General features: G+C 41.7%; 22 protein-coding genes. 8 read left to right on the forward strand and 14 right to left on the reverse strand.

Annotated elements, in window-relative coordinates:
• Positions 1 to 574, reverse strand: a 574-nt coding sequence (locus O9295_RS22520; RefSeq protein WP_288035499.1) for an RNA-guided endonuclease InsQ/TnpB family protein, incomplete at its 3' end; no start/stop codon positions are given.
• A 91-nt stretch (positions 575 to 665) separates the two neighbouring features.
• On the opposite strand from O9295_RS22520, the gene O9295_RS22525 reads away from it, so the two are divergent.
• Both O9295_RS22525 and O9295_RS22530 read left to right on the forward strand, forming a co-directional pair.
• On the forward strand, positions 666 to 1,919 hold the full coding sequence (locus O9295_RS22525) for an FIST signal transduction protein (RefSeq protein WP_147069196.1): 1,254 nt from the start codon (positions 666 to 668) through the stop codon (positions 1,917 to 1,919).
• Between the two features lie 38 nt (positions 1,920 to 1,957).
• Positions 1,958 to 2,650, forward strand: a complete 693-nt coding sequence (locus O9295_RS22530) for a Uma2 family endonuclease (protein ID WP_288035504.1) — start codon at positions 1,958 to 1,960, stop codon at positions 2,648 to 2,650.
• On the opposite strand, the gene O9295_RS22535 is transcribed toward O9295_RS22530, so the two are convergent.
• The 10 genes from O9295_RS22535 to O9295_RS22580 form a co-directional block, all read right to left on the reverse strand.
• Positions 2,647 to 3,426: a DUF1350 family protein gene (locus O9295_RS22535; protein ID WP_147069194.1), complete on the reverse strand. Its 780-nt coding sequence runs from the start codon at positions 3,424 to 3,426 to the stop codon at positions 2,647 to 2,649. The two genes, O9295_RS22530 and O9295_RS22535, sit on opposite strands and share 4 nt — an antisense overlap.
• A 496-nt stretch (positions 3,427 to 3,922) precedes the next feature.
• Positions 3,923 to 4,471, reverse strand: coding sequence for a response regulator (locus O9295_RS22540; RefSeq protein ID WP_012266907.1), 549 nt, complete (start codon positions 4,469 to 4,471; stop codon positions 3,923 to 3,925).
• Between the two features lie 250 nt (positions 4,472 to 4,721).
• On the reverse strand, positions 4,722 to 6,500 hold the full coding sequence (locus O9295_RS22545) for a S8 family peptidase (RefSeq protein ID WP_288035509.1): 1,779 nt from the start codon (positions 6,498 to 6,500) through the stop codon (positions 4,722 to 4,724).
• A 135-nt stretch (positions 6,501 to 6,635) separates the two neighbouring features.
• Positions 6,636 to 7,070, reverse strand: coding sequence for a VOC family protein (locus tag O9295_RS22550; protein WP_004162898.1), 435 nt, complete (start codon positions 7,068 to 7,070; stop codon positions 6,636 to 6,638).
• 248 nt (positions 7,071 to 7,318) lie between these two features.
• Positions 7,319 to 8,674: a 5-histidylcysteine sulfoxide synthase gene (gene ovoA / locus O9295_RS22555; RefSeq protein WP_288035512.1), complete on the reverse strand. Its 1,356-nt coding sequence runs from the start codon at positions 8,672 to 8,674 to the stop codon at positions 7,319 to 7,321.
• A 40-nt stretch (positions 8,675 to 8,714) separates the two neighbouring features.
• Entirely contained in the window at positions 8,715 to 9,725 is a 1,011-nt protein-coding gene (gene egtD, locus O9295_RS22560; protein WP_288035515.1) for an L-histidine N(alpha)-methyltransferase, read from the reverse strand.
• 229 nt (positions 9,726 to 9,954) lie between these two features.
• Entirely contained in the window at positions 9,955 to 10,239 is a 285-nt protein-coding gene (locus tag O9295_RS22565; RefSeq protein WP_079207459.1) for a DUF7734 family protein, read from the reverse strand.
• A gap of 35 nt (positions 10,240 to 10,274) precedes the next feature.
• Positions 10,275 to 10,865, reverse strand: coding sequence for a DUF3177 family protein (locus O9295_RS22570; RefSeq protein WP_004159290.1), 591 nt, complete (start codon positions 10,863 to 10,865; stop codon positions 10,275 to 10,277).
• Between the two features lie 175 nt (positions 10,866 to 11,040).
• The gene (locus O9295_RS22575; protein ID WP_002781201.1) at positions 11,041 to 11,265 is read right to left on the reverse strand and encodes a Calvin cycle protein CP12; all 225 of its coding nucleotides are present in this window, start codon (positions 11,263 to 11,265) and stop codon (positions 11,041 to 11,043) included.
• Between the two features lie 376 nt (positions 11,266 to 11,641).
• The gene (locus O9295_RS22580) at positions 11,642 to 11,965 is read right to left on the reverse strand and encodes a hypothetical protein (protein WP_004159295.1); all 324 of its coding nucleotides are present in this window, start codon (positions 11,963 to 11,965) and stop codon (positions 11,642 to 11,644) included.
• A gap of 233 nt (positions 11,966 to 12,198) precedes the next feature.
• Here O9295_RS22580 and O9295_RS22585 point away from each other — a divergent pair, with 233 nt between their 5' ends.
• Together O9295_RS22585 and mutL are read left to right on the forward strand one after the other, a co-directional pair.
• Positions 12,199 to 12,327, forward strand: a complete 129-nt coding sequence (locus O9295_RS22585; RefSeq protein ID WP_197716366.1) for an element excision factor XisI family protein — start codon at positions 12,199 to 12,201, stop codon at positions 12,325 to 12,327.
• Positions 12,328 to 12,339: 12 nt separating this feature from the next.
• Positions 12,340 to 13,992, forward strand: a complete 1,653-nt coding sequence (gene mutL / locus O9295_RS22590) for a DNA mismatch repair endonuclease MutL (RefSeq protein WP_288035519.1) — start codon at positions 12,340 to 12,342, stop codon at positions 13,990 to 13,992.
• 297 nt (positions 13,993 to 14,289) lie between these two features.
• Here mutL and O9295_RS22595 read toward each other — a convergent pair whose 3' ends face one another.
• The gene (locus O9295_RS22595) at positions 14,290 to 15,396 is read right to left on the reverse strand and encodes a sensor histidine kinase (protein WP_147069186.1); all 1,107 of its coding nucleotides are present in this window, start codon (positions 15,394 to 15,396) and stop codon (positions 14,290 to 14,292) included.
• 575 nt (positions 15,397 to 15,971) lie between these two features.
• Here O9295_RS22595 and O9295_RS22600 point away from each other — a divergent pair.
• Complete coding sequence (locus O9295_RS22600) at positions 15,972 to 16,388, forward strand: DUF1816 domain-containing protein (RefSeq protein ID WP_147069185.1); 417 nt, start codon at positions 15,972 to 15,974, stop codon at positions 16,386 to 16,388.
• Between the two features lie 26 nt (positions 16,389 to 16,414).
• Here O9295_RS22600 and O9295_RS22605 read toward each other — a convergent pair whose 3' ends face one another.
• Both O9295_RS22605 and O9295_RS22610 read right to left on the reverse strand, forming a co-directional pair.
• Positions 16,415 to 16,609 (reverse strand): hypothetical protein, encoded by a 195-nt coding sequence (locus tag O9295_RS22605; protein WP_004159306.1) that lies wholly within the window; start codon positions 16,607 to 16,609, stop codon positions 16,415 to 16,417.
• Positions 16,610 to 17,082: 473 nt separating this feature from the next.
• Positions 17,083 to 17,898 (reverse strand): PEP-CTERM sorting domain-containing protein, encoded by an 816-nt coding sequence (locus tag O9295_RS22610; protein ID WP_288035521.1) that lies wholly within the window; start codon positions 17,896 to 17,898, stop codon positions 17,083 to 17,085.
• A 131-nt stretch (positions 17,899 to 18,029) separates the two neighbouring features.
• Here O9295_RS22610 and O9295_RS22615 point away from each other — a divergent pair, with 131 nt between their 5' ends.
• The 3 genes from O9295_RS22615 to O9295_RS22625 all read left to right on the forward strand — a co-directional run bounded on the left by O9295_RS22615 (position 18,030) and on the right by O9295_RS22625 (position 19,309).
• Positions 18,030 to 18,563 (forward strand): helix-turn-helix domain-containing protein, encoded by a 534-nt coding sequence (locus O9295_RS22615; protein ID WP_002788851.1) that lies wholly within the window; start codon positions 18,030 to 18,032, stop codon positions 18,561 to 18,563.
• A 64-nt stretch (positions 18,564 to 18,627) separates the two neighbouring features.
• Positions 18,628 to 18,927, forward strand: a complete 300-nt coding sequence (locus tag O9295_RS22620; protein ID WP_002788853.1) for a type II toxin-antitoxin system HigB family toxin — start codon at positions 18,628 to 18,630, stop codon at positions 18,925 to 18,927.
• Positions 18,911 to 19,309: a helix-turn-helix domain-containing protein gene (locus O9295_RS22625; RefSeq protein ID WP_002788855.1), complete on the forward strand. Its 399-nt coding sequence runs from the start codon at positions 18,911 to 18,913 to the stop codon at positions 19,307 to 19,309. The genes O9295_RS22620 and O9295_RS22625 overlap by 17 nt, the downstream gene beginning before the upstream one ends.
• Positions 19,310 to 19,547: the final 238 nt, after the last annotated feature.

A 19,547-nucleotide genomic window follows, 5' to 3' on the forward strand; every position in this document is an offset into this window, starting at 1 on the left:
TCACGAGGCTACTAATTCCTAAGTCAATTCCAATGGCTTTATCTGTTACTGGTAAAGGCTTAATCGTTGGGTCATCAAATCTTATTGAGATATGCCAACGTCCAGAAGGATGTAATCTGACTGTTACTGTGCTTGGTTCACAGCTTTCTGGTATTTGTCTTGACCATCGAATAGGTAAAGGTTCTGTGCATTTAGCTAAATAGATTTGTCTGTCTTTAAATTTAAAAGCAGATTTGGTAAATTCGGCACTTCCTCCTTGATGTTTTTTCTTAAAGTTAGGATACTTAGTACGACCAGCAAAGAAGTTAGTAAAAGCTGTTTGTAGGTGTCTTAACCCTTGTTGTAAAGGTACACAGCTTACTTCATTGAGAAAGTCTAATTCTTCTTGCTTTTTCCACTCGGTCAACATTGAAGAAGTTTCAGTATATCCTACTCTTTCTTGTCTTTCATACCAAGCTTGTGTTCTGAGATGGAGTGCCTTATTGTAAACCAATCTTACACAGCCCAAAGTGCGCCGCAATAGCGACTCTTGTTCGGGTGTGGGGTAAAATCGAAACGAATAGGCTTTTTCCATGCCTCACATTTTAGCATATATTTCGTAAATGTGCTAGTATTTAACAGTAAAGCCGTCGTAGAACGACGGGGTTTCAGACCCAAAATTTTCGATGAGCGATCGCATCGAGTGGATTAATGCCCTATCAACCCGTCCCTCCCTAGAAGCGGCGGTGACGGAGGTAGTGGAAAAAGTGCAAGATAAATTAGTTGGATCGGCAGATTTAGCCATAATTTTTATTTCTTCTGCCTATGCCAGCGACTATCCCCGTTTAGTTCCCTTAATCTTGGATAAACTCTCCGTTCCTGTCCTGATCGGCTGCGGTGGGGCGGGGATTGTCGGCATGGATGACAGGGAAAAAGCGCGAGAAATCGAAGCGAGTCCAGCTTTAAGTCTCACCGTCGCCCATTTGCCCAATGTGGAAGTACAGCCTTTCTATATCGAAGCGGCGGAAATGCCCGATCTCGACAGTTCCCCCTCTAGTTGGACAGAATTATTAGGGGTAGAAGCGGCCAAAAATCCCCAATTTATCCTTTTAGCCGATCCTTTTTCCAGTCGCATCAATGATCTGTTAGAGGGTTTAGATTTTGCCTACCCCAGTTCGGCCAAAATCGGCGGTTTAGTCAGTGGTGGCATGATCGAACGTTCTGGGGGTCTATTCTACCACGATCAACAAAAACCCCGTAATACCTATCTCTATCGTCAGGGAACCGTAGGAATCGCCCTTTCTGGCAATATTATCGTCGAAACTATCGTCGCCCAGGGTTGTCGTCCCATCGGACCGATTTATCAGGTGAGTGAGGGAGAACGCAATATTATCATCTCCATGACCGGTAAAGGGGCCGATGGGACCCCGCAACCACCTTTAAATCTACTGCGGGCTTTAATCCCCTCCTTGAGGGAAAAAGACCGAGAATTAGCGCAACACTCCCTTTTTATCGGTATTGCTAGGGATGAGTTTAAAATGCAGTTGCGGCCCGGAGATTTCTTAATTCGCAATGTTTTGGGAGTAGATCCTCGCCAAGGTGCGATCGCAATTGGCGATCGAGTTCGTCCGGGGCAGCGGGTACAATTTCACCTGCGCGATGCCGAGACTTCCGCCCTAGATTTAGAATTACTTTTGCAAGCTTTTCCCCAAGAAAAACCCGCTAGTTCAGATATACTAGGAGCTTTGATCTTTTCCTGTCTCGGTCGCGGGGAAAATCTCTACGAAAAACCGGACTTTGATTCGGGTCTTTTTCAGCGTTATTTCGCCAATGTTCCCCTCGCTGGCTTCTTTGGCAATGGAGAAATCGGGCCAGTGGGCGGTCGCACTTTTTTACACGGTTATACTTCGGCTTTTGCCCTCTTTCGTCAGGGAATTTAATGCTATACTAAATAGTTAGTACGCTAGGGAGTAGAACGATGGTAAAAGCGATATCTTTCTCTGAGTCGGAGATTATCTATCCCGATAGTGATGGTAAACCGATGGCCGATAATACCAAACAGTTTCGCTGGATCGTGACGATCAAGGAAAATCTCGAATGTTTATTCGCAGAGAATGACAATGTGTTTATCGCCGGCGATCTGTTGTGGTATCCGGTCGAGGGGGATAATAAAACCTGTCAAGCGCCAGATGCTATGGTGGTGTTCGGCAGACCCAAGGGCGATCGAGGTTCCTATAAGCAATGGTTAGAGAACCAGATTGCGCCGCAGGTAGTCTTTGAAATTCTCTCTCCGGGCAACACTAAAGCGGAAATGCGCCGAAAATGGCAATTTTATCAGCGTTTTGGCGTAGAAGAATATTATCTCTACGATCCCGATGCTAATTATCTACAGGGTTGGTGGCGCAGGGGTGATCACTTGGAGATGATTCCTGCGATCGATAATTGGCAGAGTCCGCTTCTACAGATCCGTTTTCAACTGGAGAGTCCCCAGTTAGCTATTTTTCATCCCGATGGCTCGCGGTTTTTGACCACCCCAGAAATCAAGCAAAAGGCTGAATTAGCCGAACAGCAAGCCCAACAGGAACGTCAACGGGCCGAATTGGCTGAGGCAAAATTAGCCCGCATAGAGGCGCAATTACGGGCAATGGGGATTAATCTAGAGGAAAGCTAACGAGAGGCCCGAAGGACGGGATTTAACCAGTGGAGAATCTCATCTTTGAGACGGGAATTATCCCGGGCAAGTCCCTGTTTTAACCATTGGCCGATCGCATCGAGGGGAGTAAATACTTCTCCGGTTTGCCAACTGACATCTTGACTCAAGGGAGTGAGATGATTGCCCGGGAGAGTTCGCAGGGCAATTAAATCATTAAAGCGTTTTTTTAGCAGGGGATTTAATACCAGAGATTGATCGATCGTGTCGTCTTGAAAACGGATTAAAAGATTGCGACGAATGGCATAATCTTGGAAAATTAACTCGTTTGTTTCTTCGGGGGAAGGGGTAAATTCGAGGTTAAAAGTGGTGTCAATTTGCAAAGGTTCGATAAAGGGAATAGCTCGACGAATCGGATAATTATTAAAGGAAATGAGGATATTTCCCGCCCGTTCCACTTCGTAGAGACTACCGATTAATAAATGTAGTTTACACCCCATACTGTGACCCAATCCGTAGATGGGGAGATAACCTTGGGGCAGACTATGATTCCAGCGCAGACGTTCAATAATATTATCAAAACGGTTTAAAACTGTGCGGGCGATCGATTTATGATCGAGGGTATTAACAAAGGGAGTAGCAACAATAGCGTATCCTGAATTCCCAAGACTTTCTAATAACCAACGATAGGTAATATTCGGGGCCGCCGCCACAAATGCCCCCCCTAAAAAGTGAATGATACCCCGGGGACGACGGGGGAGAAAAACCCAATTACCTGCTATTTCTTGCCAATTCATAATTAGTTAGGGTTTGCTTAAAAAGTCTATTGGTGGGGTTAGGAGTCGGTCGTCGGTCGTCAGTAGCCAGTCGTTTCAGGCTTTGTTATCCTTCTTTTTGTACCAACTTATGTACTGTATTAAGAATAATGCAAGGTTTTTGAATGTCCCAATCCTATTTTCGCAGCATGAACATCGGATTTTAACAGGTCAAAAGCCTTATTTTAAAAGGGTTTTACCATTATTCAGCAAGCCCTAGTTATCAGTGAATTAATACTAAATCTGGTTATTAAAAACTGATTATTTATTTCCCCTTTTGCCTTTTGCCTGTTGCCTTTTGCCTCCCCTCTATAAGTAGCCTATACTCAACGGATTTAGTATTAGTCACTCACCAAATAAAGACTACTTCATATTATCCTAAATCCTGTTTAAAAGGGATAGGAGATTAGCCAGAGATTGGCACCGCCAGATAAGGATAACTGCTGGCCCAAGTCATCAAAAATCGGGCTGAATAGTTCTAGGCCAGTTTTTTCTTAATAAAAGCCACTAATTGAGACATTTGTTTCTTCATAGTTTCCATTTCTGTTTGCATTTGGGCAATTTGGGTCCGGAGAGTCTGAATATCGGTGCTATAATCCCCGGTGAGTTCCTCTAGTTTCGGGCTAAAAACTGTTGGTTTGGGGGAATATTGTTTGGCCTTAGCCCTCGCTTCTTTAATCGCTTGTACCAATTGTTTTTGGTCGAAAGGCTTCTCAATAAAGGCAAAATGCTGGAAAGGTTCGGGGATTTTCTCTACTACCTCCTCTTTCCGTCCCGACATTAACACTAGGGGGATACTTTTGAGATTATCTTCGGTTTGGATTTGCTGAAACACCTCCCAACCGCTCATTTTCGGGAGAAGGAAGTCCAAAATAATCAAATTCGGGTTTTCGGTACGGATGAGATTATAACCCTCTAATCCGTCTTTAGCTTCGAGGAATTCAAAGTTACCCTCTGGTAACATATCGCGAACGTGCATTCTGATCACTTTACTGTCATCGATAACGAGAATTTTATGATTTGACACGATAGACACCTTAGAAAAGAGACAATAGATAAACTCGATGATTCGAGGGGGTATTGGGGGAAACTTTCGAGATAGGGATTGGGGATTCCCAAAAAACCCTTAGAAACTAACATACACCATAAAGAAAAAACCTCGGTTAATGTCCGAGGCTGCTGTTGTAGGAGAACTCAATGCAAAACAAAAGGAAGATACCAAAACCAAAGAGGTTTTTATCGGTAAATCACCCTTATTGTCCCATTGTAACCCCTGTTTAAGCGTATCGGGATGAAGTAGCACTTTTTAGGGCTAAATAACCTAAACCGAGACATAAAAGCGCATTTACGCCCAAAAATGTCCGAGCGATCGTACCAGAACCGAACCAGATCAGAGTAGGATCGATAACAGCACTGATACCTAAAGTCACCGCCATGGCTAAAGATACCCCCACCGCTAACCATTTTGCTTGGGGATGACCCAAAAGCAGCGCAATCAGGACAAAGGGCAGGATAACACTAGCGAAAAGCGGATTAAGGGCAGAACTTCCCTGAATAACACCTCCTAGGTCGGAAAGAGAACTCCCCATCACTCGGAAAGGCCATTGGGGTAAATCGAAGATATAAAGACCTCTGAGGAAAAATAAGCCAGAACTGCCAAAAATTAGACCAGCATTCAAAAATCCGTTCCAGGAGAAGGGAAAATAACTTCTCAGCCACCAAGCAAGAAGATAAGAACCCAAAACCATAGCCATTTTGGGCAAAACCGCCACCGCGCCGCCATCAATCCAGAAACGGGGATTGAGATAACCGTTATCGCGCAACCAACGCCAAAAATCCCGGAAAGTAATCTGTCCTTTCAGGGCCAATTGTAGGGCATTGCCCGCGTCTAATTGTCCGGCCCCAAAATGATTAAAGGGATCATCCTTGATCTTACGGGCCGACTGTTGCAAAACCTCTAAAACTGCATTGGGTTCTTTAATTCCCGCAGCCTTGATTAAAGCTACCACCCCGGCAACGTGAGGGGCAGCCATGCTGGTTCCCTGAAAACCGAGGAACGCCGGTTCCCCCCCCTTAGCCGGATCGATGGTTTCTTGGACAATTTTACCCGTATCGGAGCCGCCTGGGGCAGCAATATCGATTCCGGCCCCGAAATTAGAATAGGGGGCTTTATTTCCGGAGGCATCTACCGCAGAAACCCCGATAACGTGCGGAAAACGGGCGGGATAGGCGGCGGAATTATCATCGGCATTACCGGCAGCGGCGACGATTACCACACCTTTACTATAGGCATATTCGATCGCCTCTTTCATTACTTGGGTTTCCCCTCCACCCCCTAAACTCATATTGATGACATCGGCTTTATTATCGACGGCAAAACGGATCGCTTCGGCAATATCTCCCACGGTTCCCCCACCCGTCCCGGAAAGCACCTTGAGGGGCATAATTTTGGCTTTGTAGGCGATGCCGGCCACCCCGTAGTTATTATTGGTCGATTGGGCAATTGTTCCCGCTACATGGGTTCCGTGACCGTTATCGTCCTCGGCATTGCTGCGATCGTTGACGAAGTCGTAGCCTTCGACAAACTCGGTTTCTCGCAGATCGGGAACTATTGATACACCTGTATCAATAACAGCGACGGTGATCCCTTCACCGTGATTTTCTTCCCAAGCACGTTCGATGTTAATTCCCCTTAGGTTCCACTGTTTGCTATAGTCGGGGTCATTGGGGGCGATAAAAGCATGATAAATATAATCGGGTTCGATCGATTCGGTGTATTTTTTTAGGTCGGAATTGCGGAGATTTTTCAGGAGTTTGCTATCTCCATCGATAATGTAAAGATGTTCATCGATGGAAAAAATACTATTTAAACTGGTGGTTTTTCCCGCTTTTTTGTTGATAGCATTTAACTGCTCATCGAGGACGCTGACGGGTATATCGTCTTTAAAGTCGATCAAAATTGATTGATATTCGCCACGATTTGCTAATCCAGTAAAGTTAAAGAGAGCAAATCCTAGACCGATAATGAATAGGGTTAACAATAAAAGTTTTTTCATAGATTTCCTAAGAATTGATCATTGCCAGCCAAGGTTTTTTTAGTTTTGATGAGAAAATCTGAGCGAAGTTCCCCTATTTTTGTCTCGATTGAGGAGAGGACTAACCAGTTACAAAAAAGTCACCTGTTGTTTATTTTAAGCTCGATCGCCGATCGCTGTTAATTCCCGACTGGCAAAAATAGCTTCGTAGTGGCGATAATGTTTAAATTCCAGGAGATTATAGAAAGGATCCTCCAGGAAAAAGGTTTTATGTTCGGTTATCTCCCCAGTAAAGCGAGTTTTTGGTTCTAGATAAAATTTTAGTTGATTGACTCGCGCTTTTTCGAGAAGATTGTCCCAATCGCTGGCATCCGGCAGAATTAGACCAAAATGGCGAGGATAAATGCTATTTTGGGGAGTAAGAGGCATTTCGGTGACGTGAGCGACTACCTGATGACCGGAGAAATTTAAGATAATCGCTTTCTCGGTTTCCCTTCCCGCTAAACAACCTAAACCATCACAGTAAAAGCTTTTAGCACTGGACACATCGGTAATCGGAATAGCGAGATGAAAAATTGCAGGTTGATTCATGGTGATCGATTTTATCCGCGCTCTACTAGGTTCTATTGTAGCGATCGAGGGGCAACTGTTACAGGAATTTTTTTAAAAATTGGCAATTACCTAAAGTTTGCCGAATAAATCTAAAAACCTTGTTGGATAATATCTTTAGGCTTTTTTGACATCAAAAAGTGCTGGCCTTTGCAGTAATCGGGGGGGAAAATTAGGCACTTTTTCCCTGAAAATGGGTAAAACCCCACACCCCACACCCCACACCCCACCTAAAGACTTTGTGCGATTCTAAAACCAGCGTGTTGATAAAAATTCCGGCGAAACCAATTGCGATAGTAGGGTAGGATTTCTGTGCCGTTAGTTACCCAAGCTCCTCCTAACATCATTTTATGTTGACTATTAAAGAAAGGAGTGGAATTGTCAGCATAGAGGTAATGGGGTTGAAAGTCAGTTAAGGGATTAAAATCATCTTCTAGCCATTCCCAGACGTTACCGCGTAAATCATCAATTTCTGAGTTATTGCCCGCATTTTTTAACATTCCTACGGGAGTGGGAGAACAGAATTTTAAATTGAGGTTATAGTCCTCAAAGTTATCGTTTTCTAGGGTATAACATCGATTTTTTTGACTGCCATAGGTGACTAAATTCCATTCAGCTTCCGTCATTAAACGTATTCCTTGACCTTGAAAACGACAGTAGGCGATCGCTTCATAATAGTTAACTTCTACCGGCCAATCAAGAGGTAAATCGAGAGCATCAAACATGGCTCGATATTGATAATTTCCTCGCTCATCTACCAGCCAAAATTTAGGATATTTGACTCGGTAATGATTTTTCCATTGCCAAGCTTCTTCATCCCAATAGCTGGGATTTTCGTAGCAACCATTATCGACAAATTCTTTAAATTCTCCGTTGGTAATCATATATTTACTCACCAGAAAATTGTTAACTTGAACTTGCCGATAACCATACTCGTTATCCCAACCATAAATAGGAGAATCTTGGGGTTTACCAATTTCCACTATTCCCCCAGAAACCGCCACCATTTGGTTAGGATAAGCTTGACCAAAAGAAGGGGCATAATGCCACCCTTGAGGACGTTGCAGATGCTCTAAGGGCAGTTGTCTGAGTAACATTGAAGATGTTTCAAAGTGAACACGCTGATGCTCAATTCCCATCATTAATGACCAGAGAGAATGCTGAGGATGAATAGGAAGATTAAGGGGGGTATTTTTAATTATTTCGACCACAATTTCATAGACTTGTTGCCGATATTCCCAAACCTTAGCCACCCCGGGCCACTGAATATGGGCGATAGCAGAGTTTAATTCTGCGGGAGTTGCCGGATCTACTCCCACTCCAAACAATAATTCGTAGTCAGGATTAGGGCTTTTTTTTAATAGGTTAACCAGCTGCAATTTATTAAGATAAAAAGCGGCAGCATGACCTAAATAAAAAATGAGGGGATTTCTTAAATCGTCAGGGTTACAATAAAAAGCTTCTTCTTTGATGATGCTTTTTAACAGCATATCTTCTAATTGCCAAGCATTTTCAAAATAGTCCAGTAGATTTTCTCGACTACATTTATTTAGAGATATAGGAGCCTGTGCTTGAATCTTTTCCATGTTTTTATGCCTCTATTACTGATGAGAATGTTTTCGTTATTTACAGGTATAACTGACAGAGAATTAACCCGAATAAATTTTCAGGATCGGTGAAAACCCTAAGCGGTTTTAATCCCTTTGATTCTAGGTCTTTTTCCATAGTTTCTAGGTTAAATTTACGCGAAATTTCTGTCAAAATACTTTCTGATGCTTGAAAATTAACTGTTAAATCGAGTTTTTTAAGATGAACATGGTGAGTTTTTTGACAAATTAAATACATTTCAATTTGGGATTTGTCTTGATTATAGATAGCTTGATGACTAAATAAATCAAGGTTAAAATCAGCTTGAAAACGCCAATTTAAATGGGAAAGCATATTTAAATTAAAAGCTGCTGTCACCCCTTGGACATCATTATAAGCTGCTTCTAGAATTGCCGCTGGTTTTTGGAGATCAATCCCTAATAAAAAATAATCTCCAGCTTTTAGGACAGTGGCAATTTCTTCTAAGAATTTATCACATTCAGATGCAGAAAAATTACCGATAGAACTTCCCAAGAAAAAAATCATTCTGGTATTATAGGAAGTGTTTTGATAATAAGCTAAGGCCTGTTCGTAGGTTCCAATTAACCCCTGAATGGGTAAATTAGGATATTCTTTTTGTAATTCTATGGCACTAGCTTTGAGAATAGTTTCACTAACATCGATAGGTACATATTTAGAGGATTTTTGTTGCCGATAATAAGCGTCCAATAACAGACGAGTTTTCGTGGAACTACCACTACCTAATTCTATCAATTCGCAGGGACCTGTATAGGCGACAATTTCTTGAGCATATTCTTGGAGAATAGCGGCTTCTGTCCTAGTGGGATAGTATTCTGGTAATTGACAGATTGCTTCAAAAAGTTGGGAACCTTGCCGATCATAAAAATATTTAGATGGTAAACTTTTGGGGGTTTTAGTTAATCCTTTAATCACATCTTTTCCCTCGTCTTTAACCATATTTTGACCGGTGGCAGAGGTAACTAAATACTCAATTTGTAATAGTTCTTGGTTAGGTGGGTTAAGTTGCATAGATTCTCCGATTATTCTCCAGTTTTTTGATTGTTCTCGATCGATGCCGAGGATGAAATCCACTTTGACAGCTTGAATACTGGCAGCGATTATTGTTCTTTGGTAATTTTACCACTAAAACGCCGCAAAATTTACCTCTTGTCTAGATAGACAAAGTTTATGGATGGTAAATAAAAGCTGTTAAATCCATCGAGATGGGTGCTGATATTATCCAAGCAAAATTACCGTTTCAATTAATCAGTAAAGATTGCATTTCCTCTAAGGTAAGATTTTCTTGGATATAGCGAGGATTAAGGGGATGATAAGGACTAGCAAGACGATCTATCTTAATAACTCTAGCAGTTTCAGGAATGATCGGAATATCGGGATCGTAGGGGGTGCTGCGGGTAAGGGAACTAGAAAAACCTTTAAAAATAGAGATTTCTTCCTCCTCCCCATCCACAGCAATAGTCACTAATAAAACCTCTTGGGGATTTTTGAGGGTGTATTGTTCGAGTTGTCTACCAATATTCATAGAAAAATGGCTAATTATCGATAGCTAAAGACCTACTATTGTAAAGCTGAACGTCCCTGTTTGCCAAGGCGAATAAGAAGAAAATGGGCAAAATAGAGAGTATAAAAAGAGAGACCAACTAAACCAAAAAAGCCCAAAACATTAGCGGTAGCTTCTGAATGAAAAATCTCGCGAAACTGCCAAGGTGCTTCCTGCCAAACTTGACAATAGGGAGAATTTAGCAATTCCCCTGACATAGCACAGGAGAGAAAAGGTAAGGTAGAAATTGCGCCCAAAGGACAATAAATCGTTACTGCCCAACGCCAAGCAGTGGTGACAAATTTAATTGGACTGGCGGGTAAATCTTTAATTTCATCGTTAATATCCACCCAAAACCAGAGGGAAATCGGGATTAAAATCTTAGCTAAAAAACTGGTGACAAAACCAATCGGCCAGGAAGCGATCATTAAATATACAGTAATTAATAAAAGACTAGCCACTCGCCAATAGATAATCAACAATTTTTGTAATGATTCGATTTTTGCAAATAAAGACCAAATTAACAAAATTGCCGGAATAATCACCGTAAATAGGACGGCTAAACGATAATCTATCCAAACGAGAGGACGAAACCAAAGTTGATTCATAAACTATTCAGACATAATTACACTGTCAATATTTTACTGTCTTCGGACGCAGGAGCCAAAATCGGCCACAGCTTGACCAACAAACAAAAAAACGAGGGGCGATCCCTTTATAGCTGAGATCGCCCTAAAGCTAGGATTCTACTGTGAGGAGAGAAAAAACCGCTGCCTGACTGCATTAATCTTCATAAATGCGACACTCGGCGGCATCGGGATTAGAATCACAATAATTTTCGAAGTAGGTTTTTTGGGGGTGGTCCTGACGTTGGTGAGCGGCTTCTGCTTGTAATTCTTCCACCGCATCCCAAGCGGCGGCGCATTCGCCAGAGGTGGCACCTTCCGTACTACAGACGGCTCTGGCGTTTTCTAGCTCTTCTTGAATTTTATCTTGGATATTGCTCATGATTCCTCTGGAATTGATCTATTGACACTCTAACAATTATACAGTCACCTTCTCAAGCCACAGGATCGGTTATCCCACTCGATCGCCTTTCCTGTGCTATGAAGCCGATCCTAGCGCAATTTTTGGGGAATTTAACATCAAGATTTCCTGACGGGGCCAATTTTTAGCCTACATTCCGCACTGGAGAAATGCCAGAGGGATTTCTCCCCGACATAGACAGCGAGCAGAACCATATATCGACTTATTTAGGCCGTCTTACACCAAATCCGTTTTTAATAGTGTGATTAACTGCCAAGTTATCGATTGTTTTTCCCCGCTCCAGTGCTTTGGCACTCACCTACTCTCCTATACCTTTTACACAGGATTTAGTATCATTCTAGGGACTAGGGGAAAAAGACTGTTTTGCTGCAATAGTCAGCATTCCTGTCACCAAAATGCCGACAATGCTAAGGAATCCAATGGTCGTAATGTTGACTCGTGCGTTGAGATCGTCAACCCGCTTTTCTAGTCCCATAACTTTGGCATCTAAGGCCTTAATATCTCCTTTAATTTCTCCTAGACTGTTCTCGATCGCTTTCTGTCCATTTTCTAGGTTTGTCAGTCGGGACTCGATCGCTGTTAGTCGGGATTCGATCGCTTTCTGTCCGCTAACGATTAAATCTTCTAACCTTTTCAGATCATTCTCGGTAACTGCTGTCATCAGTGACAATCCTCTTAAAGTTGAATTTTTCCTAGTCTCCTAATCAATACTCTATCAATATTTTCTCGGTCGGGGACTCTTTCAAACAGTAATTCACAAAAATCAGATTCCCTACTGAGAGCGCCTAGTGATCCCGTCAAAACTGAAACATTTTTTGATTCGGTTACGGGGACAGCAGCACGGGCATTTATGGCTGTATAATTCCCGTTGATATTATTAGTAATAAAATCTGAGTGCAGCACGACGGCACGGCAGCAGCGATCGCTGATAAATTGGTAGCTAGGGGAGTCCCCAAACAAGACATCGTTTTAGCTTACCATGGGCCCCATGTGCGACAATATACCGAGTTTGCCCTTGGCTAAAACCATTAATTGATGACCTTGCCCATACAAGTTTTACCCCAAGACGTAATCGATTTAATTGCCGCAGGAGAGGTAATCGACTCTTTAGGCGCTGTGGTGCGAGAATTAGTCGAAAATGCCATTGATGCGGGGGCAGAGAGGATTACCATCGATATATCTCCCCAAAACTGGCGAATACAAGTATCGGATAACGGCAGGGGAATGTCTAGAGAAGATTTGCAACTGTGTAGCTATGCCCACAGTACCAGCAAAATCCGCCAACGGGACGATCTTTGGCAGATTACCAGTCTCGGATTCCGTGGTGAAGCTTTGCACAGTATCGCACAGGTGGCGCATCTGCGGGTTGCCAGTCGCCATGACGATGATTTAGGTTGTTATTGTCTTTACAATCACCAAGGCGAGCCGGGTAATTTAGAAACGATTCCTATAGCTATCGGTACTATCGTCACGGTAGAGAATCTCTTTGGTAACTTTCCCGTGCGTCGTCAAGCTTTACCGTCAATTAACAAACAATTAAAGGATATACAGACTTTAATTCATAATTTTGCTCTCTGTCATCCCCAAATTACTTGGCAGGTTTTTCAAGATCATCAAGATTGGTTACGCATTAGTCCGGGTAAGGATGCCAGTCAAATATTACCCCAATTAGTTAAATCTCTGCATTTTAACGATTTAGCATCCCTAAAACTTGACTTAACGACTCCTGACGCAGAATCTGCTCAAATTGAATTAGTCATTGGTTTGCCCGATCGCATTTCTCGCCATCAACCAGATTGGGTTAGAATTGCTGTTAATGGGCGAATGGTGCGCTCATCGGAGTTAGAACAGGCAATATTTGAAGCTTTCGCTCGCACAGTCCCTAAAGATCGCTATCCCGTTTGTTTTCTCCATCTACATCTTAACCCTCGTTCGATCGATTGGAATCGTCACCCAGCCAAAGCGGAAATATACCTGCATAACCTCATTTTTTGGCAAGAACAGATAATTTCAGCCATAGACAAGGCGTTAGGACTAAATCCCGAACATATACCCGAAAAAGCGCAAAATCAGCGCGTCAGTCAAATTCTCAAGGCTGCCGAAGAAAAAAGCACCTATACAATAGGGGAGAAATCCCCGAAAAATCGGCTGGAATTAAAGGCAGTAGCCCAAATTCACCAAACTTACATAGTTGCCGAACATCCTCACGGATTATGGTTAGTCGAACAACATATTGCCCATGAGCGGGTTTTGTACGAACGTTTAGAGGATAACTGGGAAATCGTGCCGTTAGATACTCCGATCATCTTAAATCAGTTAACTACTCGACAAATCGAACAATTACAACGTTTAGGATTAGAAATTGCTAGTTTTGGCGATCGCTCTTGGGCAATTCGTAGTATTCCTGTTCTACTAAAAGAACGCGAGGATCGGGCTGATGCTTTACTAGAATTAAGTTTAGGGGGGGATTTACAAACCGCTCAGGTTGCTACCGCTTGCCGGAGTGCTATCCGCAACGGTACAGCTTTAAGTTTAAAAGAAATGCAGAATTTACTCGATGATTGGCAAAATACCCGTAATCCCCGCACCTGTCCCCACGGAAGACCGATTTACTTATCCTTAGAAGAAACCTCGCTCGCTCGCTTCTTCCGTCGTCATTGGGTTATCGGCAAAAGTCACGGCATTTAATCAGTGATCAGTTATCAGTGATCAGTTATCAGTGATCACTGATCAGATGTTAGTTTTCAGGGTTCTTCGGTTTGTCTTATGCAACGTACAGGGTTACAAAAAATGAAACTCTTATAGAGAAAGACATTTGGCGATTTTTGTTAATTGTTTTCGATCTAGAGCGAACTAATCAATTAAATCCCTTGCCAGATAAGGATTTAGTCGATTTATGCCCCCCTATCGAACCATACTAAGTAACGAAGAACCGTTTTCAGTTCACTGATTACTGTTTACTGTTCACTGAAAAATCCCCATCTCTCAATTGGGAGATATTGCTAGGGAAAAACGGAAAGTGCTGCCTTTACCTAATTCACTTTCCACCTCGATTTGACTTTGGTGTAATTCCACTAAACGACGGGTAATCGCTAAACCAATACCACTACCCCCAGAATAACGGGAACGAGAACGATCGGCCCGCCAAAAGCGCTCGAAAATAAAGGGTAAATCCTCTGCTGCGATGCCAATTCCTGTATCGATAACGGCAATTTGTAGGCGATTTTTGTCCCTTGTCACTTGCAGGGTAATTGCACCATTATCGGTGTAACGAATGGCATTACCGAGCAGATTAACTAAGATTTGTTCGAGGCGATCGGGATCGGCCATGACAGATGGTAAATTGGGGGGACAATCTAACTGTAAAGTCGGTCCATCTTCTAATAATTGATCGGCAAATTTTTCGATGAGAGAATTTAACAAAGGTAATAAATTAACAGGTTGCATTTTAATCGATAGATAACCAGATTCCGCTCGCGATAGCTCCTGTAGATCGTGGGTTAAACGTTCTAACCTGCGGGTTTCTTTCACTAATTTCTGATAAAGTTCTGGATTAGGTTCGATCGCACCATCGGCTAATTCTTCTAAATATCCCCGTACCACAGTTAAAGGGGTGCGTAATTCGTGGGTAAGATCACCGATTAATTCCTGGCGCCGTTTTTCCACATCGGCTAAACTAATCGCCATCTGATTAAAACTGATGGCTAATTGATTTAATTCTGGGATTTCGCTTTCTGGAACTCGCGCCGATAAATCCCCTTCAGCAAAATTTTTAGTGATTTGTTTCATTTGTTTTACCGGTTTCATAATGCGTTGAGAAACCAAAAAACTCAGATAACCAGCCGTACTTCCTCCCGCAATGAATGACCAAATAGCACTACTATCCCAAGCTGTCTCAAAACCCCTAACCAAGAAAGTTCTCGCTGATCGCACGGTAAAAAATCCCTGCCTTTCTAACTGTTCCAAACGCAAAACAAACATTCGCGGAGAAGATAATTTAGCAATGATAATAAAGCTACTCAATCCCACCACCATAACGAGGAGATGGGATAAAAATAATCTGGTTCCTAAGCTTAATTTTGGTGGCTGCATATTTGTTTAAAAACTCTATTTGTTGTCAATATTATTGAGAGACTGCTGCATAAATATAAAAACCTTTTTGGCTAATATCTTTTGGTCTTTTTGAAATCAAAAAGTGCCAGCCATTGGATTGTTCGGTGGGAAAATTTAGGGACTTTTTCCCTGAAAATTAGGTAATTCGCCAATTCAAAAATGGGGAAACCCCTACACCCTACACCCCACACCCTACCCCTAGGAAAAACTTTTTGCCGCAAACCCTATTGACAGGGTTTCTCATAAAGATGAAGTATAAGAGGATTTGGCATCGACCACCGACTCCAAAAAACAAAAACTTTGTACCTCACCATTAAGATAACGGCCCTAGATTCGGCTACAGCATCATAAAGAACTCTATCGGGTTCTTCTTGTTGAAGAATCTCTCGTCAAGCTATGCTGTGAGGGGAGAGTAGGTCAAAACCTAACTTTTTGCCGCTCTATGCTATGGTATCAAGATGCGCTACTCTGTTAGGAGATGATTTTGCTTGAGTCATCTGCTCAAAGTAGCGTCTGTTTTTTAACCCTTACCCTTAAAAGAGAATCTTTTCTGTATGCTAGAGGCTAATAATCAGGGAGAGAATCAAATATTTCTCTATGAAGTTGTTTTTTCCGGTTCTTCTGGCTCTTTGCCTCAACGCTTCTCCCGGACAGTGCTGCGAGTACCTAAAAGCCGCATGAGTCAAGAAACACAGCGCCTCCTGCGCCAAGGGGCCAAGATTCTCAGTATAAGGCCTCTTGACCCAGAAACTGCCCCGATTAAGCCTAGTTTACTACCTCAACCTTGGTGGATAGAGATCACCACCACTCAGCCGAAATGTCTCTATTATTTCGGTCCTTTTGAGAGTTTTTCGGAAGCTTTATCCCATCAATCCGGTTATATCGAAGACCTCCAATCGGAATCTGCCCTGGGAATTAACAGCGAAATTAAACAATGTCAGCCAGAGGTTTTAACTCAAGAAGATTTTTAATGTATGGTATCTAATTTTACAGATTTTTAGGAATAGTTAGTTTCCTCTTGTTTTCGTTTAATAATGCCTTTACCCTCACAGAATTTACAGGGGACGGATTCATTCTCCGTCTCTAGATAGATTCTTTCTTTGCCCTGGCAGTGGGGACAGATAACTTTTTCTTCCCACCAATAATTCTCTAAAAAAGCCTCATCGGTAATATAGGTAAAATCTTCAAACATTGGCTTGTCCTCTTATCGTTGAGATAGCTTAATCTGGATTCATCTTTCAACCTGAGAAATTGAAAATCACTTTTACCCCCATCGTAAAAAAGATCGGGTTCATTCTTCTTGAAACTTAAATTACTTCATATTTATTTATGTTTATTAATATATAATGAGTGTTCACTATCAATCGGGTGTATCTCATATTTGTGAATTTATCTCACTTATGGTGATCAGCAGAAGTTATACTAAATCCGTTGAGCATAGGCTACATATCAGGACAGGCAAAAGGCACTCATGCAAAAGGGGGAATAAATAATCAGTCTTTAATAACCGGATTTAGTATAACGATTCTGGTTCCAATCACACAATTTAGAGAACCGTTAAAAATCTATGAACTCCCGAAAAGGCTTGCCATATAAGCATTTCACATCTAAGTACAATTGCTTATTGCAAAAGTGGGATGCTCCCCGGGAGATCGGGAGAATCTATTACATCCAATTAGCTGAAACAGTCCGCTTGCAGAATACACCTAGTCCAAATAAACCGAATCCTAATAAACCAAAGACAGTGGAAGGTTCAGAAACAGGTTGACTAGATTGGGGAACAAATCCATATTCTAAGTGATCTACTCCAAAGCCTACATTGATCAAAGTCTGAGATATTGAGATAGCTGAAATGCCTGCTAAATTGATAACTCCAAAAAAGCGATCATCAACTGTTGTTCCGTCGTTTCTGGTATCGCCAATCTGTCCCTGACCAAGTGCAATAGTACCTAAAGAATTTCCTTGTGCATCAAACCCTTCAAAAGTTAGTGGTGTTTGATCTATTCCGCCAAAGCTTGAATATGAATCTGTCCAGACAATACCTACATGAGTAGGAAAGTTTCCTAAAGTATTGGCATTGAAAGTAAATTTAAAGCCTCCTATTATTCCATTACCTACTTCAACGAGATAATGACCTTGTTGCCCGTTTCCATCAATCACTCCGTCGTCAATATCAACAGAATCTGTATAAAAACCTGGACTTTCCACGCCAAATGGTAAGCCACTAGCACTAGAGGCTGTAACACCTGGCACATTCAGGGAACCATCCTCAAAATTCTCAAGGTAAAAATAGCTAAAGTTAACATTTTTAAATGGACTATCATTAAAGCTAAGATAAGGAGTTGGTCCGAGTAATGTTGGAGCAGAATTTACAACGGGAGTTTCAATGACTGCACAACCGAGGAAAACTCCAGTAGCTAGTGTTATGGTGGTAATTTTATTAGCCATTCTTTTAGCCTCATCAATTCCTGCTTCAAGCATAAGCCTGATTTCAGCTAATCTAAAGTCGGATGGTGGCGGATAAAGGCGGGAGTTTTATTAATAATCTTGACAAAAAGCGGATTATAGCGGATAATAACGGGTGGGCGTTAGAGGTATGAAGCAACAGGTTAATGGACGTACAAGCGGTGTTGAAATACGTGGATGACCTAGTTTTCGCACAAACGGGGCAACATCTTGACAGTCTGCAAGTTGCGATTCTGAAGGGAGTCCTTAATGGAAAAAAATATACCCATATTTCTGAAGAATATCATTGTTCGGCAGGGCATACTAAAGATGAAGCTTATCAACTGTGGCGCATTCTTTCCGAAGCTTTAGGAGAAGATTTAAATAAGTCTAATTTCCGTGCTACTATTGAAAGATTAGGAGTGGCAAATGCGTACTCCAATATGGTTAATCCTGTGCAAATCGGTAACATTAACCTCTGTGCTAATCCTTCACAAAGTTATGAGACAGAAAATATTGAATCAATAATAGAAGAAACTGCTATACCTTATGTTAAAGAAAGCCTGACAATTCTGGAAAGAGAAAGACAAAAAGCAAAACTAGAAATTATTCCAAACTTAGTCGAGCTTGGCTTGACGGCCGAGCAAATTGCTAGTACGTTGGGATTGTCTCTTGAGCAAGTTAAAAAATGTATTCCTTAATTTTATTTAATGAGCATTGTCCACCTTTTTTAACAATAGAGATAATTTATGTTTGTTTTTATAAATGCACGTCATCAGCTATCGAAGATTACGAGAATTTACGAATAAACACGCTGATTCCCGAATAGCTTTAGAAAATTGGCATAAAATTGCCAGTCAAGCAATTTGGTATAATTTAGTTGAGGTTCAAACAGTATTTCCCCAAGCAGAAGCAGTTGGTAATTTTACTGTTTTTAACATTAAAGGAAATCGTTATCGCCTTATAACCAGTATCGATTATCAGAAGCGGCTAATTTATATCAAGTATGTTTTAACTCACGCTGAATACGATAAGGAGCAATGGAAAAATGACCCTTACTTTTAATCCAGAAAAATACAAAGAATTACTAGCTCGCCATTTACCTAAAGTTATCAGAACAGAAGCAGAAAATGAAAAAGCTCTGGTTATTGTCGAAGAATTGATGCACCGTCAGCATCGAACTCCCGAAGAAGATGAACTTTATGAGCTTCTAATTTTTTTAATTGAGAATTTTGAAAGAAGCTTTTATCTACAAGAATCAACCACACCTAATTCTATGTTATTGTTTTTGATGGAGCAACAAAGCGTTAACAAGAAAGACATAGCCATAATCCTTGGCTCTGACAAAATTGCTTCTAGTTTAATTGCAGGAAAAGGGTCAATTAGCCAAGAACAGGCGAAATTATTAGGACATTTCTTTCATGTAGATTATAGTTTGTTTATGTAGGGTTTGCTGAATAAATCTAAAAACCTTGTTGGGTAAAACTTTTAGACCTTTTGGCCATCAAAAAGTAATGGATCTGGGAGTGATCGGGGGAAAAATCCCTGGACTTTTTCCCTGAAAATTAGGTAATTGACCCCCTCAAAATCGGTAAAACCCTACACCCCACACCCCACACCCTACACCCTGCCCCCAGGAAAAACTTTTTGCCGCAAACCCTATGTAGCCTATACTCAACGGATTT

It is taken from the genome of Microcystis sp. LE18-22.4A (assembly GCF_027531105.1).
Taxonomy (GTDB): Bacteria; Cyanobacteriota; Cyanobacteriia; order Cyanobacteriales; family Microcystaceae; genus Microcystis; species Microcystis aeruginosa.